Genomic DNA, 21,252 nt, shown 5'->3' on the forward strand with positions numbered 1-21,252 from the left:
ATTTCGATCATCTTTTATCTCCTCATATTGGAGATACAGTGAGTACCAATCCATGGGCAAACATAAAGTAAAAACTAAAATAGGCTCTGATCTTCTTATCAACGTCAGTTCTACTGAGGCCCGAGTTGCACTGGTTGAACACGGTGTACTGCAAGAAGTCCATATCGAGCGACGGATGAAGCTTGGCTTAGTCGGTAATATCTATAAAGGTAAAGTGAGTCGTGTTTTACCGGGTATGCAGGCAGCGTTTGTTGATATTGGTTTAGAAAAAGCCGCTTTTTTACATGCTTCGGATATTGTGCCACACACTGAATGTGTTGCTGACACGGAAAAGGGACACTTTGTTGTACGTGATATTGCGGAGTTGGTTCGCCAAGGCCAAGATATTATGGTGCAAGTGGTTAAAGATCCTATTGGTACTAAAGGTGCGCGTTTAACGACAGATATTACACTGCCATCACGTTATTTAGTGTTTATGCCTGGCTCAAGTCATATTGGCGTATCACAGCGAATTGAATCAGAAGAAGAGCGCGCTCGTTTAAAAGGCGTGACCATGCCATTTGTTGATGACGATGGCGGTTTTATTATTCGTACCGCGGCGGAAGGTGTTGGCAGTGATGAATTAGCTCAGGATGCGGCATTTTTACGCCGAGTTTGGGCGAAGGTGATGGAACGTCGTAAGCGTAAATCACCACAGTTGCTTTACCAAGATTTACCGTTGCCAGTGCGTATTGTGCGCGATTTTGTTGGCACTCAATTAGAACGTATTCAAGTCGATTCTTGTGAAACTCATCGTGAATTAACCCAATTCGCCGCGGAGTTTATGCCTGAAATTGCAGACAAAATTGTATTTTATAACGCATCAGTCCCTATTCTTGACCAATATGATGTTGAGAAAGAGATCCAAAAAGCGCTGCAACGCAAAGTTGAGCTCAAGTCAGGCGGCTATTTGATTATTGATCAAACAGAAGCGATGACTACTATTGATATTAATACTGGTGCTTTTGTTGGTCATCGCCATTTAGATGACACGATTTTTAATACCAATTTAGAAGCGACTCAAGCCATTGCAAGACAGTTAAGATTACGCAATCTTGGCGGTATTATCATTATCGACTTTATTGATATGCAGCATGAAGATCATAAAAATCGAGTTCTAGCGGGATTAAGCGCGGCATTGTCACATGATCGAGTTAAAACCAATATCAGTGGTTTCTCTGGCTTAGGCTTAGTTGAAATGACACGTAAACGTACCCGTGAAAGTTTGGGGAATGTGTTATGTGCTGAGTGTCCAAGCTGTCATGGTACTGGCTTTATGCGTACTGTTGAAACCATCTGTTATGATGTTTTCAGAGAAATTGGTCGTCTTAACCGTGCTTATGATGCGGATGCATTCTTACTTTATTGCTCTCCTGCGGTACATCATGCATTGTCTGGTGATGAGAGTCATTTACTCGCTGAAATGGAAGTTGCAGTGGGTAAACGAATTCGCCTGCAAAGTGAGCCTATGTATGCCCAAGACAAATATGATGTGGTAATGGCATAGTGCAACAAGGATCGTGGTTTCAAAGATTACAACGAGTTACGCTGACAATCTGTGCCGTAATCTTAGTATTATTCGCATTAACCGTTAGCTTAGTTCGTGGTCTGTTACCACAACTTGATGAAGTAAGGGAACAAGTTGCTCAATACTTATTGACTGAATATCAGTTAAAAGTCGATATTGGGCAACTGCAAGCACAATGGCAGGCTTATGGGCCTGCTTTAACTGTTACCGATCTAAGTTTACCGCAACAGGCGCATCTGCCGTTTGAACTGAAGATCAAGCAAGCATCGATTAAACTGGATTTTTGGGAGTCTCTGTTTTCAGGCTCTGCAGTGGTTGAAAATGTCAGTTTCTCTGGTGTTGACCTCACTCTAAATTTAGATCAATTCAAATCTAATTCACAAGCTAATAGTAACTTTGATTGGCTCTACGCATTGCTATTAGAGCAGTTACAGCGTTTTTCAATTAATGATGCTGTTGTTCGATTACATAGTCGTCATAGTGAATTACCACCTATTCATATTCGCGATCTTTTTTGGCGTAATCTTGATTTACGACATCAAGCACAGGGTGTGATTTATCTTGCGCAAGATGAATCTGCCGAGCAAAAAGTAAGCTTAAGTGTTGATTTACATGGTGATGGTTATCATCCCGATAGCATTAAAGGTCAGTTTTATGTAGATGCCAACTCATTAGATTTAGGTAAATGGGCATCACATCGAGCTGTAATAGACGATACCCCAAAAGCATTAGCGTTAGAGGGAATTATCAATTTAAATGCATGGGTCAGTGTTAACGAGCGCCATATTGAGTCAGGATTACTGTTATTTGAACCAAGCTGGTTAAGTTGGAAATTAGCCAATAAAACCCAAAAGTTCTCGATTAATGGTGGCGCTGTTGAGTGGTTACCTAAAAGCGATGGTTGGCAAGTCATGAGTCACCAGCTTGATTTCAGCAGTAATGGTAAGGCTTGGCCAGAACTTAATTTAGCTTTAAAAAATCGACATCAAGATTACTTTGGCTATATCAATCAAATCGATATCCAGCAGTTAGCACCATTGATCCCGTTAATTCCAGGGGAAGACTTAGCCTCTATTAAATGGTGGCAGCAACTCGCGCCTAAAGGTATTGTTGGCCCAATTCATTTTTATGATCCGGCTAAGGGAAGCCTTGCTATAAGTAGCCAACTTGAGCAGTTAGATTGGCATCCAACTCAAGCGATTCCGGGAATCTCAGGCTTAGCGGCTAAGATTATTTATAGTGATAATCATTTATGGTTAACCAGCCCTAAACAGGCACTTAAATTGTCGATGCCAAGCGAGTTCCGCCAGCCATTAAACTTTACTGCAGAGCCAATTAAGCTCAGCATGGATTTTGAGCGTAACCAGCTTGAGATTGGGCAACTAGAATTAAATAATAAAGATTTAGCGATTAATGCTCAGGCAAAAATTGGGTTTGCCGAGCAAGCCAGTTTAGCCTTGTTAGCGAATGTGAAGGTACATAATGTCGCGCATGTTGGGCGTTACCTGCCGCATCAAGCGATGGGAACCGATTTAGCCGATTATCTGGCTGATGCACTACGTCAAGGCCATACCAATACTGCTACCGTGTTATGGCATGGCAATTTAACGGATTATCCTTATCAAGATCACAGTGGTATTTTCCAAGCGGATTTTGATTTACAGAAAGCCCAATTTTCGTTTCAACCTGATTGGCCGATTATTACCGATATCAACCTACATGCTTTGTTTGAAAATACGCGCATGGATTTAAAGGTTAAGCAAGGTAAGTTAATGCAAGTGCCAATTAATGGTGCTCATATCTACATTCCAGATATGGGGGAAAAGACCTTACTTAAAGTGCAAGCCGATCTTAACACTCGTGGACAAGATGCCACCGCAGTATTACAGGCATCACCACTTAGAGATAGTGTCGGTGAAACACTGGCAATTTTACAAGTCAAAGGCGCGGTGCAAGGTAGCCTTGATATTGGCATTCCATTTTATGATGGCGCCAGTGAAGATATTCGCGGTCAGGTTAAATTTAACAATAACCCGATTTATGTCAGTCAGCGGGATTACAGTTACAGCAAGTGACGGGTCAGATCCGTTTTACTAATGATATTGTTGAAGGACAAGGAATTACAGCCAAACTTTATGATCAACCGATCAAGTTAAATTTTGAAACCACCAGTCGCGATCCCGATTATATTGTTGATATAAATATCAATGGTGATTGGCAACTCGATCAGCTTTCAAGCGAATTAGATAATCCTTTGCAAGATTTTTATCACGGTAAGACAAGTTGGCAAAGCCAATTAAAATTGATCTTTGATCCGACTGGCTATCAGATCCGCGGTCATTTAGCTTCAGATCTTGTTGGTACCAGCATTGACCTGCCTGCACCGTTGGCAAAGAGTGCAACTCAAAAAATGCCTCTGCAAGTGGAATTTATTGGCGATCATAAACAAGCTTCTCTGGGGATCACATTAGCGGATAAAGCTGAGTTTTGGAGTGGCTTTGATTTCAATAAACAAAGTGGTATCGATCATTATGATCTGTTGATTGGCCGTTTATTAAAGCCGGGTGATCAACTTAATCAGCAACAAGGACATATTCAGATCGATTTAGCGAAGGCACAATTAAGTGACTGGTTACCAGTGATCCACGCATTTACAGAAGCTCAACCTGTCGATAAACCTGAATCAAACGCCACTAACCATCACAAGAATATATTGCCGCCACTGACGGTTATTGATGGTCGAGTTAGCCAGCTACTCTTGCGCAACCAACAGCTTAATGATGCCAAATTTAGCTTGCAGCCAAAAAGTAAATCATGGCAGTTAAATGTTGATTCACCGCAATTTGTGGGCGTTGTAGACTTTTACCCTAATTGGCTCAAGCAAGGCTTAAAAATTGTGGCACAAAAAATGTATTTAAGTTTACCCAAGCTTGAACATGATAGTGCAGAGGTTGAGCATTCAGCCGATATGATGTTGCCGCCGCTGGCGATTGATGTTGATGATTTTAGAATAGATAAATATCAACTTGGGCATCTTGTTTTCCAAGGAACACCCAATGATCAAGGTTATCAAATTCAAACCCTATCATTAAAACAAAATGGTGTTGAATTGAAAGGCAAAGGCATGTGGACTCATGCTACTCAAAATAAGACCAATGTAGACTTTAAATTAAAGGCCGATAATTTTGCTCATTTGAGTCAGATATTGGAGATTACACCGGGTCTGCAAGAGGCACCATTGGCCTTAAATGCCAAGCTATCGTGGCAAGGTGCACCATACCAGTTTGGTTTAGAGAAGCTTAATGGCAAAGTTGACTTTGATTTTGGTAAAGGTCACTTAACGCAAGTGAGCGATCAAGGTGCCCGTATTTTTTCGCTGTTTAGTTTAGATTCTTTGGTTCGTAAACTTTCGTTAGATTTTTCAGATGTTTTTGGTCAAGGTTTATATTTCGACTCATTTGATGGTAATGTCAGTATTGATCATGGCGTGGTGAAAACCACAGATACTAAAATGGATGCGATAGCGGGTGAGGTGAAAGTCAGAGGTTACACCAACTTGACCAGCCAAAGTTTAAATTATGATATTAGCTTTGTGCCTAAGTTAGCATCGAGTGTACCAACGGTTGTACTACTGAGTACCAGTGCATGGACTTTTGGTTTAGGCGCTTTTGCGTTAACTAAGGTACTTGAACCTGTTATCGAAGTTATTTCTGAGATCCGTTTTAGGGTGACAGGGACGATGTCAGATCCTAAACTTGAAGAGTTAGAGCGTAAGAGTAAAGAGATTGAAATCCCTGAATCAATTTTACCACGCAAAGTTCCAGCTTCAGTCGATGATAACAGCGCTCAGCCTAAGACTATTCCAGTCGTTGAGCCGACACAATCATTGAAGAACACAGTGGAAGAAGTTGTACCCGCTCAGGTAACAACAGCGATGTTGTACTCTTTGCCTAAAGTACAGCCTACTATGCCATTTGGAGACAAGGATGAATGTCAGCTTACTACAATGTCAAAGCAGCCTAGATATCAATGCCAATCTGAGTTTTATCGAGTCGCAGCTTAAACAACTTAAGTTTGAATCGCTGCAACCTCATTTGGTGGTATTACCTGAATGTTGTTTGTTGTTAGGCGGCCGTGAAACTGCACAGATAGCAGCTGCCGCCCCAGAACAAAATCATCCGTTAAAGCAATCACTTATTGATTTATCATGCCGATACCAAGTATATATGGTAGCAGGGACTATTCCTGTTCTAGCCGATGATGGTCGTATTTACAGTCGTAGCTACTTATTTGCGCCCGACGGGCAGGTATTAGGTCAATATGATAAGTTGCATTTGTTTGATGTTGATGTAGCAGACGGCACTGGGCGATATCGAGAAAGTGATACTTTTTGCCCTGGTTCACATATTTGTGTTGTTGATACACCAATGGCTAAAATTGGTTTAGCGATTTGTTATGATTTACGGTTCCCTGAGCTTTTTAGAGCGCTGACTTTGGCTGGAGCAGAGGTGATTGTATTACCCGCTGCGTTTACGCAAGTAACTGGCGCTGCGCATTGGCAAGTATTATTACAAGCTAGAGCAATAGAAAATCAATGTTTTATCTTGGCAGCTGACCAGTGGGGCCAGCATAATCAAGGTAATAGACATACATATGGTCATTCGATGGTGGTTGACCCATGGGGACGTGTGCAAGCATGTTTGCCTGAAGGTTTAGGTTGGCTCCATACACAATTAGATTTAGCTGAGTTGGCAAAGGTCAGAAATAGTATGCCTGTGCAAACTCATAATCGTTTTGCTCCACCCACTCTGCAAGCACTGTGATGTGGTGATGCAGTACACTGAATTCAGTTAAGAGAGAGGTTTAATGCCATTTTTAACACAAGTTGGCGATAGCTTATTACAACAAGGCTTATCGTTAGATGATCTACAAGGTTACCTACAGACAATTCACCAACGTAGTGTCGATTTTTCAGATCTCTATTTTCAGGGTAGTCGCCATGAATCATGGGTTTTAGAAGATGGCATCGTTAAAGATGGTAGCTTCCACATTGAACGCGGTGTGGGTGTAAGAGCCATCAGTGGTGAAAAAACAGGTTTCGCTTACGCAGATGAAATTACCCCAGCGGCATTAACTGCAGCAGCAGAAGCTGCGCGTGGGATTGCTAATGCGGGCCAAGAGATGCAAGTCCAAGGCTGGAAGCGCTGCGGCGCAGTGGCACTATATGATAGTGCAGATCCTATTGCTGCCATGGAAGAGGTGCGTAAGATTGAATTACTTAAGCAAGCTGATGCTTATATTCGTTCATTAGACAGTCGCATTATCCAAGTGGTCGTGAGCTTATCTGGGGTGCATGAAGAAATTCTCGTTGCTGCAAGTGACGGCACTTTAGCGGCGGATATTCGTCCACTAGTGCGTTTTAATTGCAGCGTCATTCTTGAAGAAAATGGCAAGCGTGAACGTGGTGGCGCAGGTGGTGGTGGACGTCATGATTATCAAGTATTTATGAATACCGATGAGCATGGTTTACCTATGTGTTTTGCCTTTGCTCGTGAAGCCGTGCGTCAAGCCTCTGTGAACTTGCAAGCGATCGATGCTCCTGCGGGTGAAATGGCTGTGGTATTAGGTGCTGGGTGGCCAGGGGTATTACTACATGAAGCCGTTGGTCATGGTTTAGAAGGTGATTTTAATCGTAAAGGTAGTAGTGCTTTCAGCGGTAAAATTGGGCAACAGGTAGCCTCTGAGCTCGTGACGGTTGTTGACGATGGCACTATTGCTAATCGCCGTGGTTCACTGACCATTGATGATGAAGGTGTGCCTACTCAACATACGGTACTTATTGAAGATGGTATCTTAAAAGGCTATATGCAAGATAAGCTTAATGCGCGTTTGATGGGCGAAAAGTCAACCGGTAATGGTCGCCGTGAGTCATATGCACACTTACCTATGCCACGTATGACCAATACCTTTATGAAAGCGGGTCAAACCGATCCTGCTGACATTATCAAATCAGTTGAAAAGGGCATTTATGCGCCTAACTTTGGTGGTGGTCAGGTTGATATTACGTCAGGTAAATTTGTGTTCTCAGCCTCTGAAGCGTATTTGATTGAGAAGGGTGAGATTACTCAACCAATTAAAGGTGCAACATTAATTGGTAATGGCCCGCAAGCGATGCGCCAAATATCAATGGTCGGTAATGATTTATCTCTAGATTTAGGGGTAGGTGTTTGTGGTAAAGATGGTCAAAGTGTGCCTGTTGGTGTGGGTCAACCAACCTTGAAATTAGATCGTTTGACTGTTGGCGGCACCGCCTAAATATAGTTGTTTTTACGATTAGAACCGCTCTTTATGGGCGGTTTTTTATTATATATATTATTGTTAGCAAAAGCTTGATGATGATAGAATAGCCTAAAATTAGAGTATTAACTCTAGCTCAGAGGATGTCATGCGATCAGTATTACCTATTTTATTGTTGTTATTACCATTAACTGCTCAAGCAGAAGTGGTGAGCTTTGACCAAGCTTGGCAGCAATTACAACATGTTAGCGATAAACTAAAAGCTGAAAACCAACAAGTCGAGGGTGCTAAAGCACAGGCTGAGGCGACTAAGGCTTTAGATTTACCATCACTTTCGATTAGTGGTAGTTATACGCATTTAGCGGATCCTGTTGAGTTAGATTTAAGAGACTTAAATCCATTAGCCTCACTTGATATAGCGACTCTACCGCCGCAAATCGGGCCTGTTATCGGGCAAATTATTGGGCAAATTCCCGCATCGAGTTTTATTACTCAGATGAGTGAGCAAGATATTTTTACTGCCAGTTTACAGGCGATGTGGCCTATCTATACTGGCGGAAAAATTACCGCGGCGCAGCGCATTAAACAAGCGCAAGTCACTGAAAAACAGCAATCCATGTTGTTGGCAAAACGGGAGTTATTTACGACCTTAGTCGATCGTTACTATGCGGTGGCAGTGACTGAAGCCTTTGTTAATACTCAAGCACAACTGGTCAATTCACTACAAAAACATGTTGATCATGCCAAAGCGCTAGAGCAACAAGGTCAAATTTCAAAAGTTGAACGCTTAAATGCCGAAGTGACTTTAGCCAATGCCAACGTGAGTTATGGCAGTGCTCAACGTCAACAACAGATGGCACAAATTGCTTTGGCTAAAATGCTACATCAATCTCAGGTGAATACTGATTCACCACTGTTTATGTTAACCAATACGCCGTCATTACCGCAGATTACCCAGCTTACTATGAGCACTCATCCTGCTTTATCTTTGATTGAATCAAAAGAGAGACAAGCTCAAGGGTTAGTTGATTTAGAGAAAAGTGCTTACCTGCCGAAAGTGTTTTTGTATGGTAACTACAAGCTTTATAGCGATGATAGTTTAGTTTCTGAAATGGCGCCTGATTGGATGGTTGGCGTCGGTGTAAAAGTCCCATTAATCAGTAATTCTGGCCGTGGTGATAAAGTTGAAGCCGCTAAAAGTGCATTACTGCAAGCGCGTTATACCAAAGCACAAACTAAGCAAGATTTAAGTTTGTTATTAGATCAAACCTATCGTCAATTACAGCAAGCGCAAGAGGAAGTGAATGCACTGAATACCTCGTTTGCTTTAGCCAAAGAGAATTTGCGTTTGCGAGAGCTTGCTTTTAACCAAGGTTTATCGACTTCAATTGAACAAGTCGATGCCGAACTTAAACTTAATGCGGTAGAAACTAAACAGATAGCCGCTAAGTATCGTTATATTCAAGCTTATGCCAGATTAATGGCGGTAAGTGGTCAATTACAACAATTTATCAGTCGTACTCATCAACAGGAGAAAGCCAATGCGCGCTAATCGTATTCTGGCAGCAGCCGCATTAATTGTATTAATTATCGTATTAGCCTATGGGGTTAAGCTTGCCTACAGTCCAAAAGCAGAAACGCTACAAGGGCAAATTGAAGCAAGAGAATACAATATTTCTTCTAAAGTACCAGGCCGTATTGAGCAGGTTATGGTGCGCCGTGGTGATCAAGTTAACGCAGGCGATCTGCTTTATTCAATTAGCAGTCCTGAGCTTGATGCTAAATTAATGCAAGCCGAAGGTGGTCGCTTAGCCGCTGATGCATTAAAGCAAGAGGCTGATGCTGGTGCGCGTAAGCAACAAATTATGGCGGCTAAAGAGCAATGGATGAAAGCAAAAGCGGCCAATGCATTAGCTAAAACTACCTTTGAACGTATTGAAAACCTATACAAAGGTGGTGTGTTAGCAAGACAAAAGCGCGATGAAGCTTACACTCAATGGCAAGCTGCCAATTATACCCAACAGGCTGCTTTTGCTATGTATCAAATGGCACAAGAAGGTGCGCGTAGTGAAACTAAAGTTGCTGCAGCAGGTAAAGCGCAAATGGCTCAAGGTGCGGTTAATGAAGTTACTGCGGTTTTAAAAGACAGTCAAATGCGCAGTAATGTTGCCGGTGAAGTCACAGAGGTGCTATTGCATCAAGGTGAATTAGCACCAAGTGGTTTCCCCGTAGTGAGTGTGACTGATATGAACGATGCTTGGGCGGTACTGCAAGTACGCGAAGATCTATTACACCGTTTTAAAAAGGGTGAGGTGATTAAGCTTACGGTTCCAGCATTGGATCAGAAACTTGATTTTAAAGTGACTTATATTAGCGTGATGGGAAATTTTGCGACATGGCGTGCGACTGAGAGTGGCCATGATTTTGATATGCGTACTTTTGAAGTTGAGCTTACGCCAGTTAAGCCAATTGCAGGATTACGAGTTGGTATGTCTGTATTATTACCCTTGTAATTGGAGCTGACGATGTTAGCGACAATACGCCGAGAACTCAATGCGCTATGGCATGACCCTTGGTTATTAGCTTTAGTGAGTTATATTCCGTTGCTATGTGCTTTAAGTTTATGGTGGCTCTTTAGTGCAGGCATTCCGCGGCAATTGCCTGTGGCTGTGGTTGATTTTGACCATAGCCATATTAGTCGTCAATTAACCCGTCATATTGATGCCAGTGCATCGACACAGACGATTCAATTTGCTGATCATGCAAGTGCAGAAGCCGCCATGAGCAATACTCAAGTATTTGCTATGGTGACTTTGCCACAGGATTTGAGTAAAGATTTAAAGCAAGGTCATACACCCACAATTGATATTCGTTATAACGGTGAATTTCTATTAGTTGGCAAGCTAGTTTCCAGCAGTATTAGTCATAGTTTGGCTGATGCATTGCTCGAACTGGCTCGGCTTAAACAGTTAGCAGCGGGGATTCCTGTACCGCAAGCAAATATTAATAGTTCGCCGATTACCACACAAATTACCGCTTTATTTAATCAAAACAATAATTATGTCGGCTTTTTAATTCCGCCTATTTTTGTGGCGTTATTGCAAATTATGGCAATGCTTATTTTTGCGAATTGTCTCAATCGAGAAATGGCACAAAGTGGTTATCAACAATGGTTAAACTCACACTTGTTGCGTAATGTGTTGGCAAAAGTCATTGTGTATACGCCGCTGGTATTGTTGCAAGGCTGTTTTATGTTGACATGGTTATACCTATATCAAGGAGTGCCTTATGCTGGCAGTCTCGGGTTATTGGTATTGGCGCAAGTGGTGATGTTATTAGCGGTTTGGTTAATGGTATTACTGGTGTTCTTCTTGCTTCAAGACAGCGCTCGAGTTGTTAGCTTTTGTACCGCATTATTTGCGCCGGCCTTTGCTTATATGGGCGTCACATTCCCAACTCATGAGATGCCATTATTAGCCCGTTTATGGCGAGAGTTAATGCCATCAAGTCATTATATTGAAAGCCACATTAGTGTGATTAGTTATGGCGACAGTTGGCAAATGGTATTGCGTCAGAGTGAAAGCTACTGGGGCTTTTTAGTCTTGATCCCTGTTATTGTTATATTAGCCAAGTGGGCTCGCAAGCGCCAAGCAGAAGCTATTGAGGTGGAGCGTCACTCATGACATTCTGGCAATTAATTATTCGTGAAATTAAGGCGATAGCGACCGACAAAGCGATTGCATTAACCTTGTTTGGCGGTGTCATTTTTTACTCAATCTTATATCCATTACCTTATTTAAATGAGGTACCCACTAAGCAGCCGATTGTGGTGGTTGACCTAGATCACTCATCACTTAGCCGTGAGTTAATCGAACATGCTAATGCCAGTCCAAAATTACTAGTAGCAGCACAAGTTGGCTCAATTACAGCAGCACAGCAGCTTATTAGTGAAAGCAGGGCGCATGGTTTATTGGTGATCCCAGCCAACTTTAAGCGAGATCTATTGACAGGCAAGGGTGTGACCTTGGCTTATGCAGGTGATGCCAGTTATTTCTTGATCTATTCGGATGTGATTGAAGGCTTGGTAACGGTGGGGATGGATCTTAATCAACAAATTCAGTTGAAGTCATTATTAGCACATGGTCAAAGCCGTCAAAAAGCAGAGCAAACTATCGATCCAATTCATCTTAATAGTGTGCCAGTCTTTAATAAGATTTTGGGCTATACCCCTTATGTGGTACCAGGCTTATTCTTACTGATTTTACATCAAACGCTGTTGATTGGTGGTGCCATATTAGGGGCTGGACAGTGGCGTAAACAAGGTTATTGGAGTGACGTTGGAGCCGTTAAATTAGTCTGCGGACGTATTTGTGCTTTCTCGATTATCTATCTATTTTTTAGCAGTTTTTATGTGGGTTATTGCTATTACTTGTATGAAGTGAGCTTGTTGGCTAATGCGATAACGATTGGTTTGTTGATGTTGCCATTTATACTTGCAACAGCAGCATGTGGCTTAGCATTAAGTTGTTTATTTACTCGCCGAGACCTACCTACACAAGTTGTATTATTGGCATCCATGCCTATTTTGTTTGTTTCTGGTTTTGTGTGGCCGATAGGTTTAATACCTGAGCCATTGGTGTGGCTATCGCAAATTGTACCTGCAATACCTGCGATTATGGCGATGTTGAAGTTAAATCAGTTAGGTGCAGATTGGTCGGTTATATTGCCACTTTGGTTACACTTGTGGTTGTTATTTGCAATTTATTTCGCTTTAGCGTGTTATGGTTTTACACGCCATAAACGTCCGCAGCTTATTGATTAAAAATTAAATATTCTACCGGTAATCCATCAATATAGATGGTACAAACATCTTGCTCAAAATTATGAATTGGAGTCAGGTTCGTATGAGCAAGTTGTTGCTTTACCGACATATTATCTTGAAGTAATGATCCAAAATCACAGCGACTGCTGATCTTAAATTCACCATATTTAGTTGAGCTAACGTGACTTGGGCTAGGGTAAGTAAATACGCCAGAAAATAGATAAACTTCGTTTAGCAGAATATCGACTTGGGCATTACTTTCATGATATTGACCAGAGAAACGAAATTGATTGATGTTTGGCCTTATTTGTTGGTTGTTGGCAGTTTGCGCTGAGCTTACCAATGGTGAGTATTGACTGCAGCTAACCATAAATAGCAAGGCAGGCAGTAAATAGATATTTTTCTGCATAGCAGCTCCTTTTATTATTTTTAGTTGTTTACAATATATTAACATATTGAATAAAAAATAGGCTGTCTATAGCAAAGAATAAATGGATTGCAAATTTGAGGTATAAAAAAAGACTCATTAAGAGTCTTTTTATTGGCTAAGCCAGATTTTACGCGACTGTTTCCGCACGTAAGTATTTGATAATTTCAGCAGCCGACTTAGACGGTGCTTCAGGTGCTTTTGCTAGCTCTTTATTCGCTTGGCGAATCAATTGACGCAGTTTTTGACGCTCTAACTGTGGATGTTGTTCTAGCAGATCTTGAATTGCAGCATCGCCATCTGCTAATAAGCGATCTTTCGCTTTTTCTAACATATGATTTTGTGCTGAAGCTTCGTTACCACGGTTTAATACACGGTTAACTTGGGCTTCTACATCTTCTAAATCAACGTTACGCATTAATTTGCCAATATATTGCATATGACGACGCATAGCTTCAGTTTTTGGCTTGATGCTTCTCGTTTTAACAATGCTATCCATGATAAATTCATCAAGCACAATTTTAGCTAGTTGGCTTTTGCTCAAGGCGACTAATCTGTCTCCCAAAAGCTGATAAGCTTCGCTCTCACGCTTAAATTCAGTTCTGCTGATGTAATCATCATCTTGGTCGTAAGGCTGTTTAAAGTGCTCTGAGTCACCGATAATATTCATGGATACAAATCTCTAGTCAATAACCTATCTATAATAACACTGTTCAGTTAATAACACCTACTATAGAGTGTAAATTGTGTACTTTGTGGCTTTTTTATTTTATCAAATAATCTGAGATTCGTGATTTGTGTGAGCATATTGACTGAGCTGATTAAATATTAATGTGATTGCGCTAAGGGTTTGTTATGCTTAGCTCATTATGACCAACTAGATGAGTATTTTTGTGTCTACACCTCGCATTGATGATGAATTAGCAGCATTAAAACAAGCTGTTGCAATAGCACTTGAGCAGGCAAATAAATTAGGCACCTGCGCTGCAGAAGTTGCGATCAGTAAACAATCTGGTTTGTCGGTATCAACTCGAATGAAAGAAGTTGAAACCGTCGAATTTAATAAAGATGGTGCACTTGGTATCACCGTATATAGAAACGGTGCCAAGGGTAACTCATCAACATCTGACTTAACTCCTGAAGCCATTGCCAGAGCAGTAAAAGCGGCTGATGATATTGCTAAGTTTACCTCAGAAGACCCTTTTAGTGGCTTAGCTGATGCAGAGCTGATGGCGACTGAATTTCCTGATCTTGGTTTGTACCATTATCACCAAGCCACACCCGAAGCATTAACTGAATTAGCTGTGCAGGCTGAAGATGCTGCACTATCAAGCCAATATAAGATTAAAGCCTCTGATGGTGCCAGTGCCAACGCTCATACAGGTATGAAAGTGTATGGTAATAGCCACGGCTTCTTAGAAGGGTATGCGAGTTCTCGCTACAGTGTGAGCTGTGTTGCTATTGGTGAGGCTGACGGCAGTATGCAACGTGATTATGATTATACCGTTGCACGTCGTTATCAAGATTTAGTTGATCCTCGTATCATTGGTGAGAGTGCTGCACAAAAGACGGTAAGTCGTTTAGGAGCAAGTAAAATTGCAACCTGTAAACTGCCTGTTTTATTGTCACCTGAAATTGCCACGGGTTTAATGGGCCATCTTATTGGTGCAATTAGTGGTTCAAGCCTATATCGTCAATCGAGTTTTTTACAAGATAGCTTGGGTACTCAAATTTTCCCTGAGTGGTTCAACATTAAAGAGCAACCACATCTTATTGGTGGTTTAGCCAGTTCAGCTTTTGATAGTGAAGGTGTTGCCACAATCGATAGAGATATCATTGCTAATGGTGAGTTGATGACTTACCTGTTAACCAGTTATTCCGCGCGTAAGTTAGCCATGAAAAATACCGGTCATGCTGGTGGTATTTATAACTGGACGATTGCAGATACAGGTGTTGGCTTTGATGAGCTTGTTAAGCAAATGGGCACAGGTATTATTGTGACGGAAGTGATGGGTCAGGGCGTAAATGCTGTGACAGGTGACTACTCGCGTGGTGCTGCAGGCTTCTATGTTGAAAATGGTGTGATAATTCATCCTGTTGAAGAAATTACTATTGCAGGCAATTTAAAAGATATGCTGCGTAATATTGTGGCGGTAAGTAATGAGCGTGACTTACGTTCACCTATTCGTACTGGTGCAATGTTGCTGGATGAAATGAAGATCGCTGGCAATTAATTACTGACTATTATTTTAGTATAGTTAATTGATATTTAATGAAAAACCGTCTTTATGACGGTTTTTTTATGGCTAGAATATTATTTAACTGAAAATAAATAACCCTTTTTAGCTGCTAGCTCGTTTATAGATGCAGTAGATTATTATCAGACCCATTTTTCGGAGTAGTTATGCAAAAGAAATTATTAGTCGGTTTATGTTTAGCTGGATTACTGCAAGCACCTTTAGCGATGGCAAATGATATTGCATTTCCGCATTTAGAAACTCGCGGAGTCAGTGAGATTGTGGCAACCCCTGATCAAGCAACAATCTCTGTCGCGGTTGTGGTACAAGATAAATCCGCTAAAAAGGCGAAGGATGCATCTGATAAAGCGGTTGCTGCGTTTATTCAGCGGCTAACTCATGCTGGTGTTGCTCAAGATGCGATTCGTAGCGCCAATATTCAATTACAGCCACAGTACCGTTATCAAAAGGATAAGCCTGCTATTTTAGATGGCTACCGTGCGGTACGTGAAGTTAAGGTCGAAGTAAAACAGCTAGATAACCTTAATAATATTCTAGATTCAGCCTTAGATAAGGGCATGAATCGGATTAATAATATTGAGTTTAGTTCAAGCAAAGAGGCTGAGTTAAAGAAACAGGCTCGTATGGCAGCGATTAAAGATGCGCAACAGAAAGCAAAATCGTTAGCTCGTGGATTTGGCGAGAAACTTGATGGCGTTTGGGAGATTCGCTATTTTGAGCAGCAACCTGTTCGTAATGTGATGATGCGCAGTATGGCAATGGACGAAAGTCGAGGTATTGATCAAAGCTATCAGAATGGTCAAGTGACTTATCGTGATAGTGTTGAAGTGGTTTACAAACTGAAAGATTAATCAAATTAATGGGATCGTGAAAAATGTGGGTGTATGCCCACATTTTTTTTATAATGGTTATTACCCTAACTATGATAAAAACCATAATGCAGATTCAATTAGATGATCTCTCAAGCTCCGCAGTTAAGCAGTTACTAGAGCAACATCATCAAGATATGTTAGCAACCTCGCCGCCCGAAAGTGTGCACACACTCGACTTAACTAGTCTGATGCAAGCTGATGTGAAGTTTTGGACACTTTGGCAAGGTGGACGATTGGCTGCTTGCGGCGCGATTAAGTTATTGACGAGTCAGCATGGCGAAATTAAGTCAATGCGGACGCACGAGGACTTTAGAGGACGAGGGATCGCTTCAATCTTATTAGATTATATGTTGTCGCAAGCGAGTGAATTAGGATTGAGTCAACTGAGTTTAGAAACAGGCTCTATGGCTTTCTTTAAGCCAGCAAGAGCATTGTATGAAAAGCATGGTTTTGAATATTGTGACCCATTTGCCGATTATGAGCTTGATCCACATAGTGCGTTTATGACACGTCAGCTTTGATAAGTTGATTAGAACATTTATGTGGGATATTTTTTAGACGTTGAGTGGGAATCGATTTTATCCATCCTCTTAATGTCTTAATAATAATCCGATCACAGTTAATTTCTATAATTTGAGATCTTTCAAATGTATAATCAGTACCATTAAAATATTGGATGTTTTCGCTAGTATATTTTTTACCTTTACTATTAATTTGTTTACTTAATATATTTACGGATAATGAGAATAAGTTGTAAAGCTGAGTCTTTATATTTTCTCCATTATTTTTTGTCCAGTATTTATAAATTGAATCTGAGGTTGTTTCTTGTGAGAACACTTCAATTTGGTTTTGGTAAATCACTTTTCTTTTTTTTAGTGATTTATTTATCTGATTTTTCTTGAATATTGTAAATAAATTTCTTAATATTAATGTATTTTGATTTTCATTCATTAAGAATATAGGGGTTATTTCTAGAACTAAACTGTCATTATGAATGTTTATATTGTTTTCACTGTAGTGTATAAATGTATATTTACTAGGTTTATTTACTAAATATTTTCTCGTTAGATCTGAGTTTTTTATATCTTGAATTAAGTTTATATATGGCTCTATGTTTTTATTTGCATTTTCTTGTATTTTGTTTTTATTACTATTTTTTATTGATTCAGCCACTATCCCATGTGCAATTATTCCCGCAAAAAAATCAAGAGGTGTAGCACCGACGTAGAGCATATCGGTGCTATTTCCACTTTTTGAAGATGACTTTACTACTCCTATTAGTTCTACCTTTTCTTGCGTGAAATAGAGATAGATAGGTTGATCATTCTTTATAGAGTAACTATTTACTGATTTAATATAACCTTTAGGTGAGTGAGTACAGCCACTCAGCCATATATTAGATATTATAATAAAACAAAAATATAGTTTTCTCATGTATTATAGACTCTTAAAATTAGACAGTATGTCATCTTTACCTGTAGTTATGACTTCGTAGTAAGCATTTGTCATCCCAGGAAACATAGGTGGTTCATCCCACTCAAGTGAAGAGGCTTTTCTATAGTCAAATGGTTTATACCAAATATATTTATTACTATTTAAATCAATTAAATATATAGTTCCAGATAATATAGCAACAGGATCCATTGTTGGTATATATGATGAGTAACTTCGATATGCCCCTAACATGTTAATATTTATCACAAGTAAATAGTCTATTGAATCAGATTTATAAATAGTATGATCTTTTTTAGAAGTATTTTGTTCTTTACTCTTGAATTTTTTTAGTTTCCCAATATCAATATTATTTTCTAAGTTTATTGTTTTTATTTTTTTATTTTTTAATACATTAAAAATGTCATGTTTTAAGTTTTCGATATCTTCTTTTGGAAGCGTTTTAAGTTGTTTGTCTAATGATGAATTTGCTGCGCTTGCAACACCATAACATAGTAGACAGCTTGCACCTACAATATAAGTTTCAGGTGTTTTTATATCATTTATCACGATCCCTATTCTTTTGTTTTTATCTAGAAAGTTGTTCTTCTCAAATGGAATGGGTAGTTGCGGTTTTGTAGCACACCCTGTAACAAGTAAACTAATTGAAGCAATAACTATAAGGAGTATTTTTTTCATTTATATTTCCTTCATTTTGAAGAAGTATTAATTCTAATTATTTTATATAAACCTAACAGTGATAATTCTACGGGTCAATATTGTTTTTATTCTTGTTCAACTATATTTTAATTATAAAAGACAATAAAAAAGCCCGTCACTTATTCGATGATGGGCTTTAGGCTACGTATTTATTATTTCTATATTATTAAATCAAACTGATCTCTTAAAATTGCAATAATTTCTGTTCGAGGGTTTTTGGAAAGATTTAGCTTATGTCCTACAACCTTTTCAGCAATACCGACATAGGTGTTTGAGACATCCATCATGATCTCCGTTGGGAGGTCGTTATCGCGCGCTAATGCACTACGCTCAGTCATTCTGTCTTTATTGAGTAAAATATCAGGATCTGGGAAGTTGTTTAATAGCATCTGACGGAAACCCTCTTTAGAGTTTTCGATAATCTTACCATCACGATAAGCAGCTCCATCCCAAATACGTGAAGAATCTGGTGTGCCGACCTCATCCATATAGATTAGCTTTGATTGACCATTTTTGTCTTTGACATAGCCAAATTCAAACTTTGTATCGACAAAGATCTGATCAAGCTCTGCAAGTGCTGATTCAATAACGGCAAAACCTTGTTTAAGCAGCTTCTCGTATAGCTCAATATCGGCAATAGATTCAAAGCCAAAGGCTTGATAGTTGTTAACGATATCATCACGGGTGATATTGACATCATCTTGTTCAGGAACACCTGGAATACCCGTCAAGATCCCTTTAGTTGATGGTGTGATCAGTAATTCTGGTAGTTTTTGATCTTTTTGTAAGCCATCAGGTAGTTGAATACCACAAAACTCACGTTCACCCTTTGCATAGGCACGCCACATTGAACCGGTAATATATTGACGACAAATCGCTTCAATTTTGACTGGGCGTGCTTTTTGCACAATCCATACAAATGGATGTGGGATATCTAGAATATGGCTATCAGCTAGGCCTTGCTCACGGAATAATTTAAACCAGTGATTTGAGATGCTATTCAGTGCGATACCTTTTCCCGGTACGCCGTTAAGGTCATTTTCACCGTGGAAGATACAGTCAAATGCAGAAATTCGGTCGCTGATGATCATAATTGCCAATGGGGTATCAGCAGGGACATCGTAACCTTTTTGCTCGATAAGACGGCGACTATCGGATTCGGTTAACCAGTAAACGCTACGCACTTTCCCGCTGTGTACTGGGCTATCGGTACGAATAGGCAGATTATCGTTAACTGCTAAAACGGAATTAGCAAGACTCATGACAATGGTTCCTTTATGTATGGGTGTAGGGGATTAAACAAGGTTATGACCGTGAACACGGTAAGTTGTTGAAATTTGATATGGATGGGTAAGCGAGAAAATAACACGAGCGCAGTCGACTTGAGATGGTAGCGATAGTGGCTATTCATCCTTAAATGGCTGTAGATTTGCTTTATTGTTTTGTTCACCGTGTTATTAAGCACTCTTATATTTGAGTTATAGACACATCAAATTGGCTGCATTCTACCTATGTTTATCGAATTTATCACTAATATTTAATTATCTGTTTACATGACAAGTTTGATTGGTTTTGAGAACAATTAGTCCTTAGATTAAGAGTGATATTTCGCCAAGTTCGCATAAAGAACCGGAGGCAAAGCCGTATAAAATTTTTGATAAAGGTGACAGTTAATTAGTATAAATTGAGTTATCATTTAAACACGCATCAACATTCAATTCTTATCAGTAATTTTTAGATTTCTATCATTTTTGCTGCTGGCAAAATGATTTATTGAACAGTACAAACTAGTCTTATTAATTCTATTTGCTTCTTTAGCTGCTTAAGCGACTAAAGAGGCTTTTGTCGTTACCTCATTGGCGGCAACAGATAGTATTAATACGATTAGCTCATATTAGGAGCAAGACCTTGCAACAATCTAGTGAACGGCTGGGATTATTTTTTATCTCAGTTGCGGTTATTTTTTGGGGAATTTTACCAATAGCATTGAAGTTATCGGGCGGATTCATTGATGCTATTACTTTAACGTGGTTTCGTTTTGCAGTCGCGTTAGTGGTCAGCTTTTTTATCCAGCTCGCTTTTGGCCAGTTACATCAATTTAAACAACTTACACGTCAAGCTTGGCTTAAGTTGGGGTTAGCGGGTGTGGTGCTGATCAGTAACTATGTGTCATTTGTTATCGCACTAAAATATTTAGCGCCAGGGACTGCACAGTTAAACTTTCAAACGGCTCCTTTCTTTTTAGCGTTTGGCGGCATGTTATTTTTTAAAGAGAAATTATCAGCGTTTCAACTGACTTGTTTTGCCACGCTGGCCTTGGGGATGCTGTTATTTTTTCATCCTTACTTACATTTTTCTAGAGAGGGTGGCAGTAGTATTTTAATTGGAGTGATGATTATTCAGTTTTCTGCAATGTCATGGGCCAGTTATGCTTTACTACAGAAGTCATTATTAACTCAGTTATCACCGAATAATGTCCTGTTATTTATCTATGCATTTGGCATTGTGGCAATGGCACCATTTAGCCATTTTGAACACTTTACACATATGAATAGTGGTGATTGGAGTATCGCGATTTTCTGTGCCATTAATACCTTAGTGGCTTATGGTTGTTTTGGTCAGGCAATGCGTTATTGGCCTACGGCACAAGTGAGTGCAATGGTACCGCTGACGCCTTTATTTAGCTTTGCATTAACGGCATGGGTATCAAGTATGGGGTGGTGGAGTGACATTATTCACCACAATAGTATCGATGCACTATCTATGTTTGGTATCGCATTGATTATTAGCTCAGTGATGCTGATGCAGTTACTGCCTTTATATCGAGCCAGAAGACGTTTTGCTGCAACTATCTAATG

Annotated in this window: 16 protein-coding genes and 1 pseudogene; 12 read left to right on the plus strand and 5 right to left on the minus strand. The window is 39.9% G+C overall.

Annotated features, from left to right (window positions below):
* The first annotated feature begins 52 nt into the window (after positions 1-52).
* The 8 genes and pseudogenes from rng (at position 53) to JCM15074_RS11555 (ending at position 12,686) form a co-directional block, all read left to right on the plus strand.
* A complete protein-coding gene (rng, locus tag JCM15074_RS11520; RefSeq protein ID WP_037469624.1) occupies positions 53-1,546 on the plus strand; it encodes a ribonuclease G in 1,494 nt (497 codons plus the stop codon).
* Positions 1,546-5,630, plus strand: a pseudogene (locus JCM15074_RS24020) (YhdP family protein). Before rng ends, JCM15074_RS24020 begins: the two are co-directional and overlap by 1 nt.
* Positions 5,554-6,390 carry a carbon-nitrogen hydrolase family protein gene (locus tag JCM15074_RS11530; RefSeq protein ID WP_025821343.1) on the plus strand — a complete coding sequence of 279 codons (837 nt, stop codon included), beginning with the start codon at positions 5,554-5,556 and terminating at the stop codon, positions 6,388-6,390. Before JCM15074_RS24020 ends, JCM15074_RS11530 begins: the two are co-directional and overlap by 77 nt.
* Positions 6,391-6,433: 43 nt before the next feature.
* A complete protein-coding gene (gene tldD, locus JCM15074_RS11535; protein WP_025821344.1) occupies positions 6,434-7,882 on the plus strand; it encodes a metalloprotease TldD in 1,449 nt (482 codons plus the stop codon).
* Positions 7,883-8,012: 130 nt separating this feature from the next.
* Positions 8,013-9,416, plus strand: a complete 1,404-nt coding sequence (locus JCM15074_RS11540; protein ID WP_025821345.1) for a TolC family protein — start codon at positions 8,013-8,015, stop codon at positions 9,414-9,416.
* On the plus strand, positions 9,406-10,377 hold the full coding sequence (locus JCM15074_RS11545) for an HlyD family secretion protein (protein ID WP_025821346.1): 972 nt from the start codon (positions 9,406-9,408) through the stop codon (positions 10,375-10,377). Before JCM15074_RS11540 ends, JCM15074_RS11545 begins: the two co-directional genes overlap by 11 nt.
* 12 nt (positions 10,378-10,389) lie before the next feature.
* Entirely contained in the window at positions 10,390-11,547 is a 1,158-nt protein-coding gene (locus tag JCM15074_RS11550) for an ABC transporter permease (RefSeq protein ID WP_025821347.1), read from the plus strand.
* Positions 11,544-12,686 carry an ABC transporter permease gene (locus JCM15074_RS11555; RefSeq protein ID WP_025821348.1) on the plus strand — a complete coding sequence of 381 codons (1,143 nt, stop codon included), beginning with the start codon at positions 11,544-11,546 and terminating at the stop codon, positions 12,684-12,686. Before JCM15074_RS11550 ends, JCM15074_RS11555 begins: the two co-directional genes overlap by 4 nt.
* Here JCM15074_RS11555 and JCM15074_RS11560 read toward each other — a convergent pair.
* Both JCM15074_RS11560 and yjgA read right to left on the minus strand, forming a co-directional pair.
* The gene (locus JCM15074_RS11560) at positions 12,676-13,095 is read right to left on the minus strand and encodes a hypothetical protein (protein WP_025821349.1); all 420 of its coding nucleotides are present in this window, start codon (positions 13,093-13,095) and stop codon (positions 12,676-12,678) included. The two genes, JCM15074_RS11555 and JCM15074_RS11560, sit on opposite strands and share 11 nt — an antisense overlap.
* 148 nt (positions 13,096-13,243) lie before the next feature.
* Positions 13,244-13,783 (minus strand): ribosome biogenesis factor YjgA, encoded by a 540-nt coding sequence (gene yjgA / locus JCM15074_RS11565; RefSeq protein WP_025821350.1) that lies wholly within the window; start codon positions 13,781-13,783, stop codon positions 13,244-13,246.
* 223 nt (positions 13,784-14,006) lie between these two features.
* Between yjgA and pmbA the strand changes: the two genes are divergently transcribed.
* The 3 genes from pmbA to JCM15074_RS11580 all read left to right on the plus strand — a co-directional run bounded on the left by pmbA (position 14,007) and on the right by JCM15074_RS11580 (position 16,764).
* Positions 14,007-15,347, plus strand: coding sequence for a metalloprotease PmbA (gene pmbA, locus JCM15074_RS11570; RefSeq protein ID WP_025821351.1), 1,341 nt, complete (start codon positions 14,007-14,009; stop codon positions 15,345-15,347).
* Positions 15,348-15,517: 170 nt separating this feature from the next.
* Positions 15,518-16,222: an oxidative stress defense protein gene (locus JCM15074_RS11575; RefSeq protein ID WP_025821352.1), complete on the plus strand. Its 705-nt coding sequence runs from the start codon at positions 15,518-15,520 to the stop codon at positions 16,220-16,222.
* An 86-nt stretch (positions 16,223-16,308) separates the two neighbouring features.
* The gene (locus JCM15074_RS11580) at positions 16,309-16,764 is read left to right on the plus strand and encodes a GNAT family N-acetyltransferase (protein WP_025821353.1); all 456 of its coding nucleotides are present in this window, start codon (positions 16,309-16,311) and stop codon (positions 16,762-16,764) included.
* Here JCM15074_RS11580 and JCM15074_RS11585 read toward each other — a convergent pair.
* The 3 genes from JCM15074_RS11585 to JCM15074_RS11595 all read right to left on the minus strand — a co-directional run bounded on the left by JCM15074_RS11585 (position 16,745) and on the right by JCM15074_RS11595 (position 19,656).
* On the minus strand, positions 16,745-17,677 hold the full coding sequence (locus JCM15074_RS11585; protein ID WP_025821354.1) for a hypothetical protein: 933 nt from the start codon (positions 17,675-17,677) through the stop codon (positions 16,745-16,747). The two genes, JCM15074_RS11580 and JCM15074_RS11585, sit on opposite strands and share 20 nt — an antisense overlap.
* Positions 17,678-17,680: 3 nt before the next feature.
* Positions 17,681-18,373 (minus strand): hypothetical protein, encoded by a 693-nt coding sequence (locus JCM15074_RS11590; RefSeq protein ID WP_025821355.1) that lies wholly within the window; start codon positions 18,371-18,373, stop codon positions 17,681-17,683.
* 179 nt (positions 18,374-18,552) lie between these two features.
* Complete coding sequence (locus JCM15074_RS11595; RefSeq protein WP_025821356.1) at positions 18,553-19,656, minus strand: phosphoribosylaminoimidazolesuccinocarboxamide synthase; 1,104 nt, start codon at positions 19,654-19,656, stop codon at positions 18,553-18,555.
* A gap of 646 nt (positions 19,657-20,302) precedes the next feature.
* Between JCM15074_RS11595 and JCM15074_RS11600 the strand changes: the two genes are divergently transcribed.
* Entirely contained in the window at positions 20,303-21,250 is a 948-nt protein-coding gene (locus JCM15074_RS11600; RefSeq protein ID WP_025821357.1) for a DMT family transporter, read from the plus strand.
* The last annotated feature ends 2 nt before the right edge of the window (positions 21,251-21,252 follow it).

Source organism: Shewanella marina JCM 15074 (genome assembly GCF_000614975.1).
GTDB classification, from domain to species: domain Bacteria; phylum Pseudomonadota; class Gammaproteobacteria; order Enterobacterales; family Shewanellaceae; genus Shewanella; species Shewanella marina.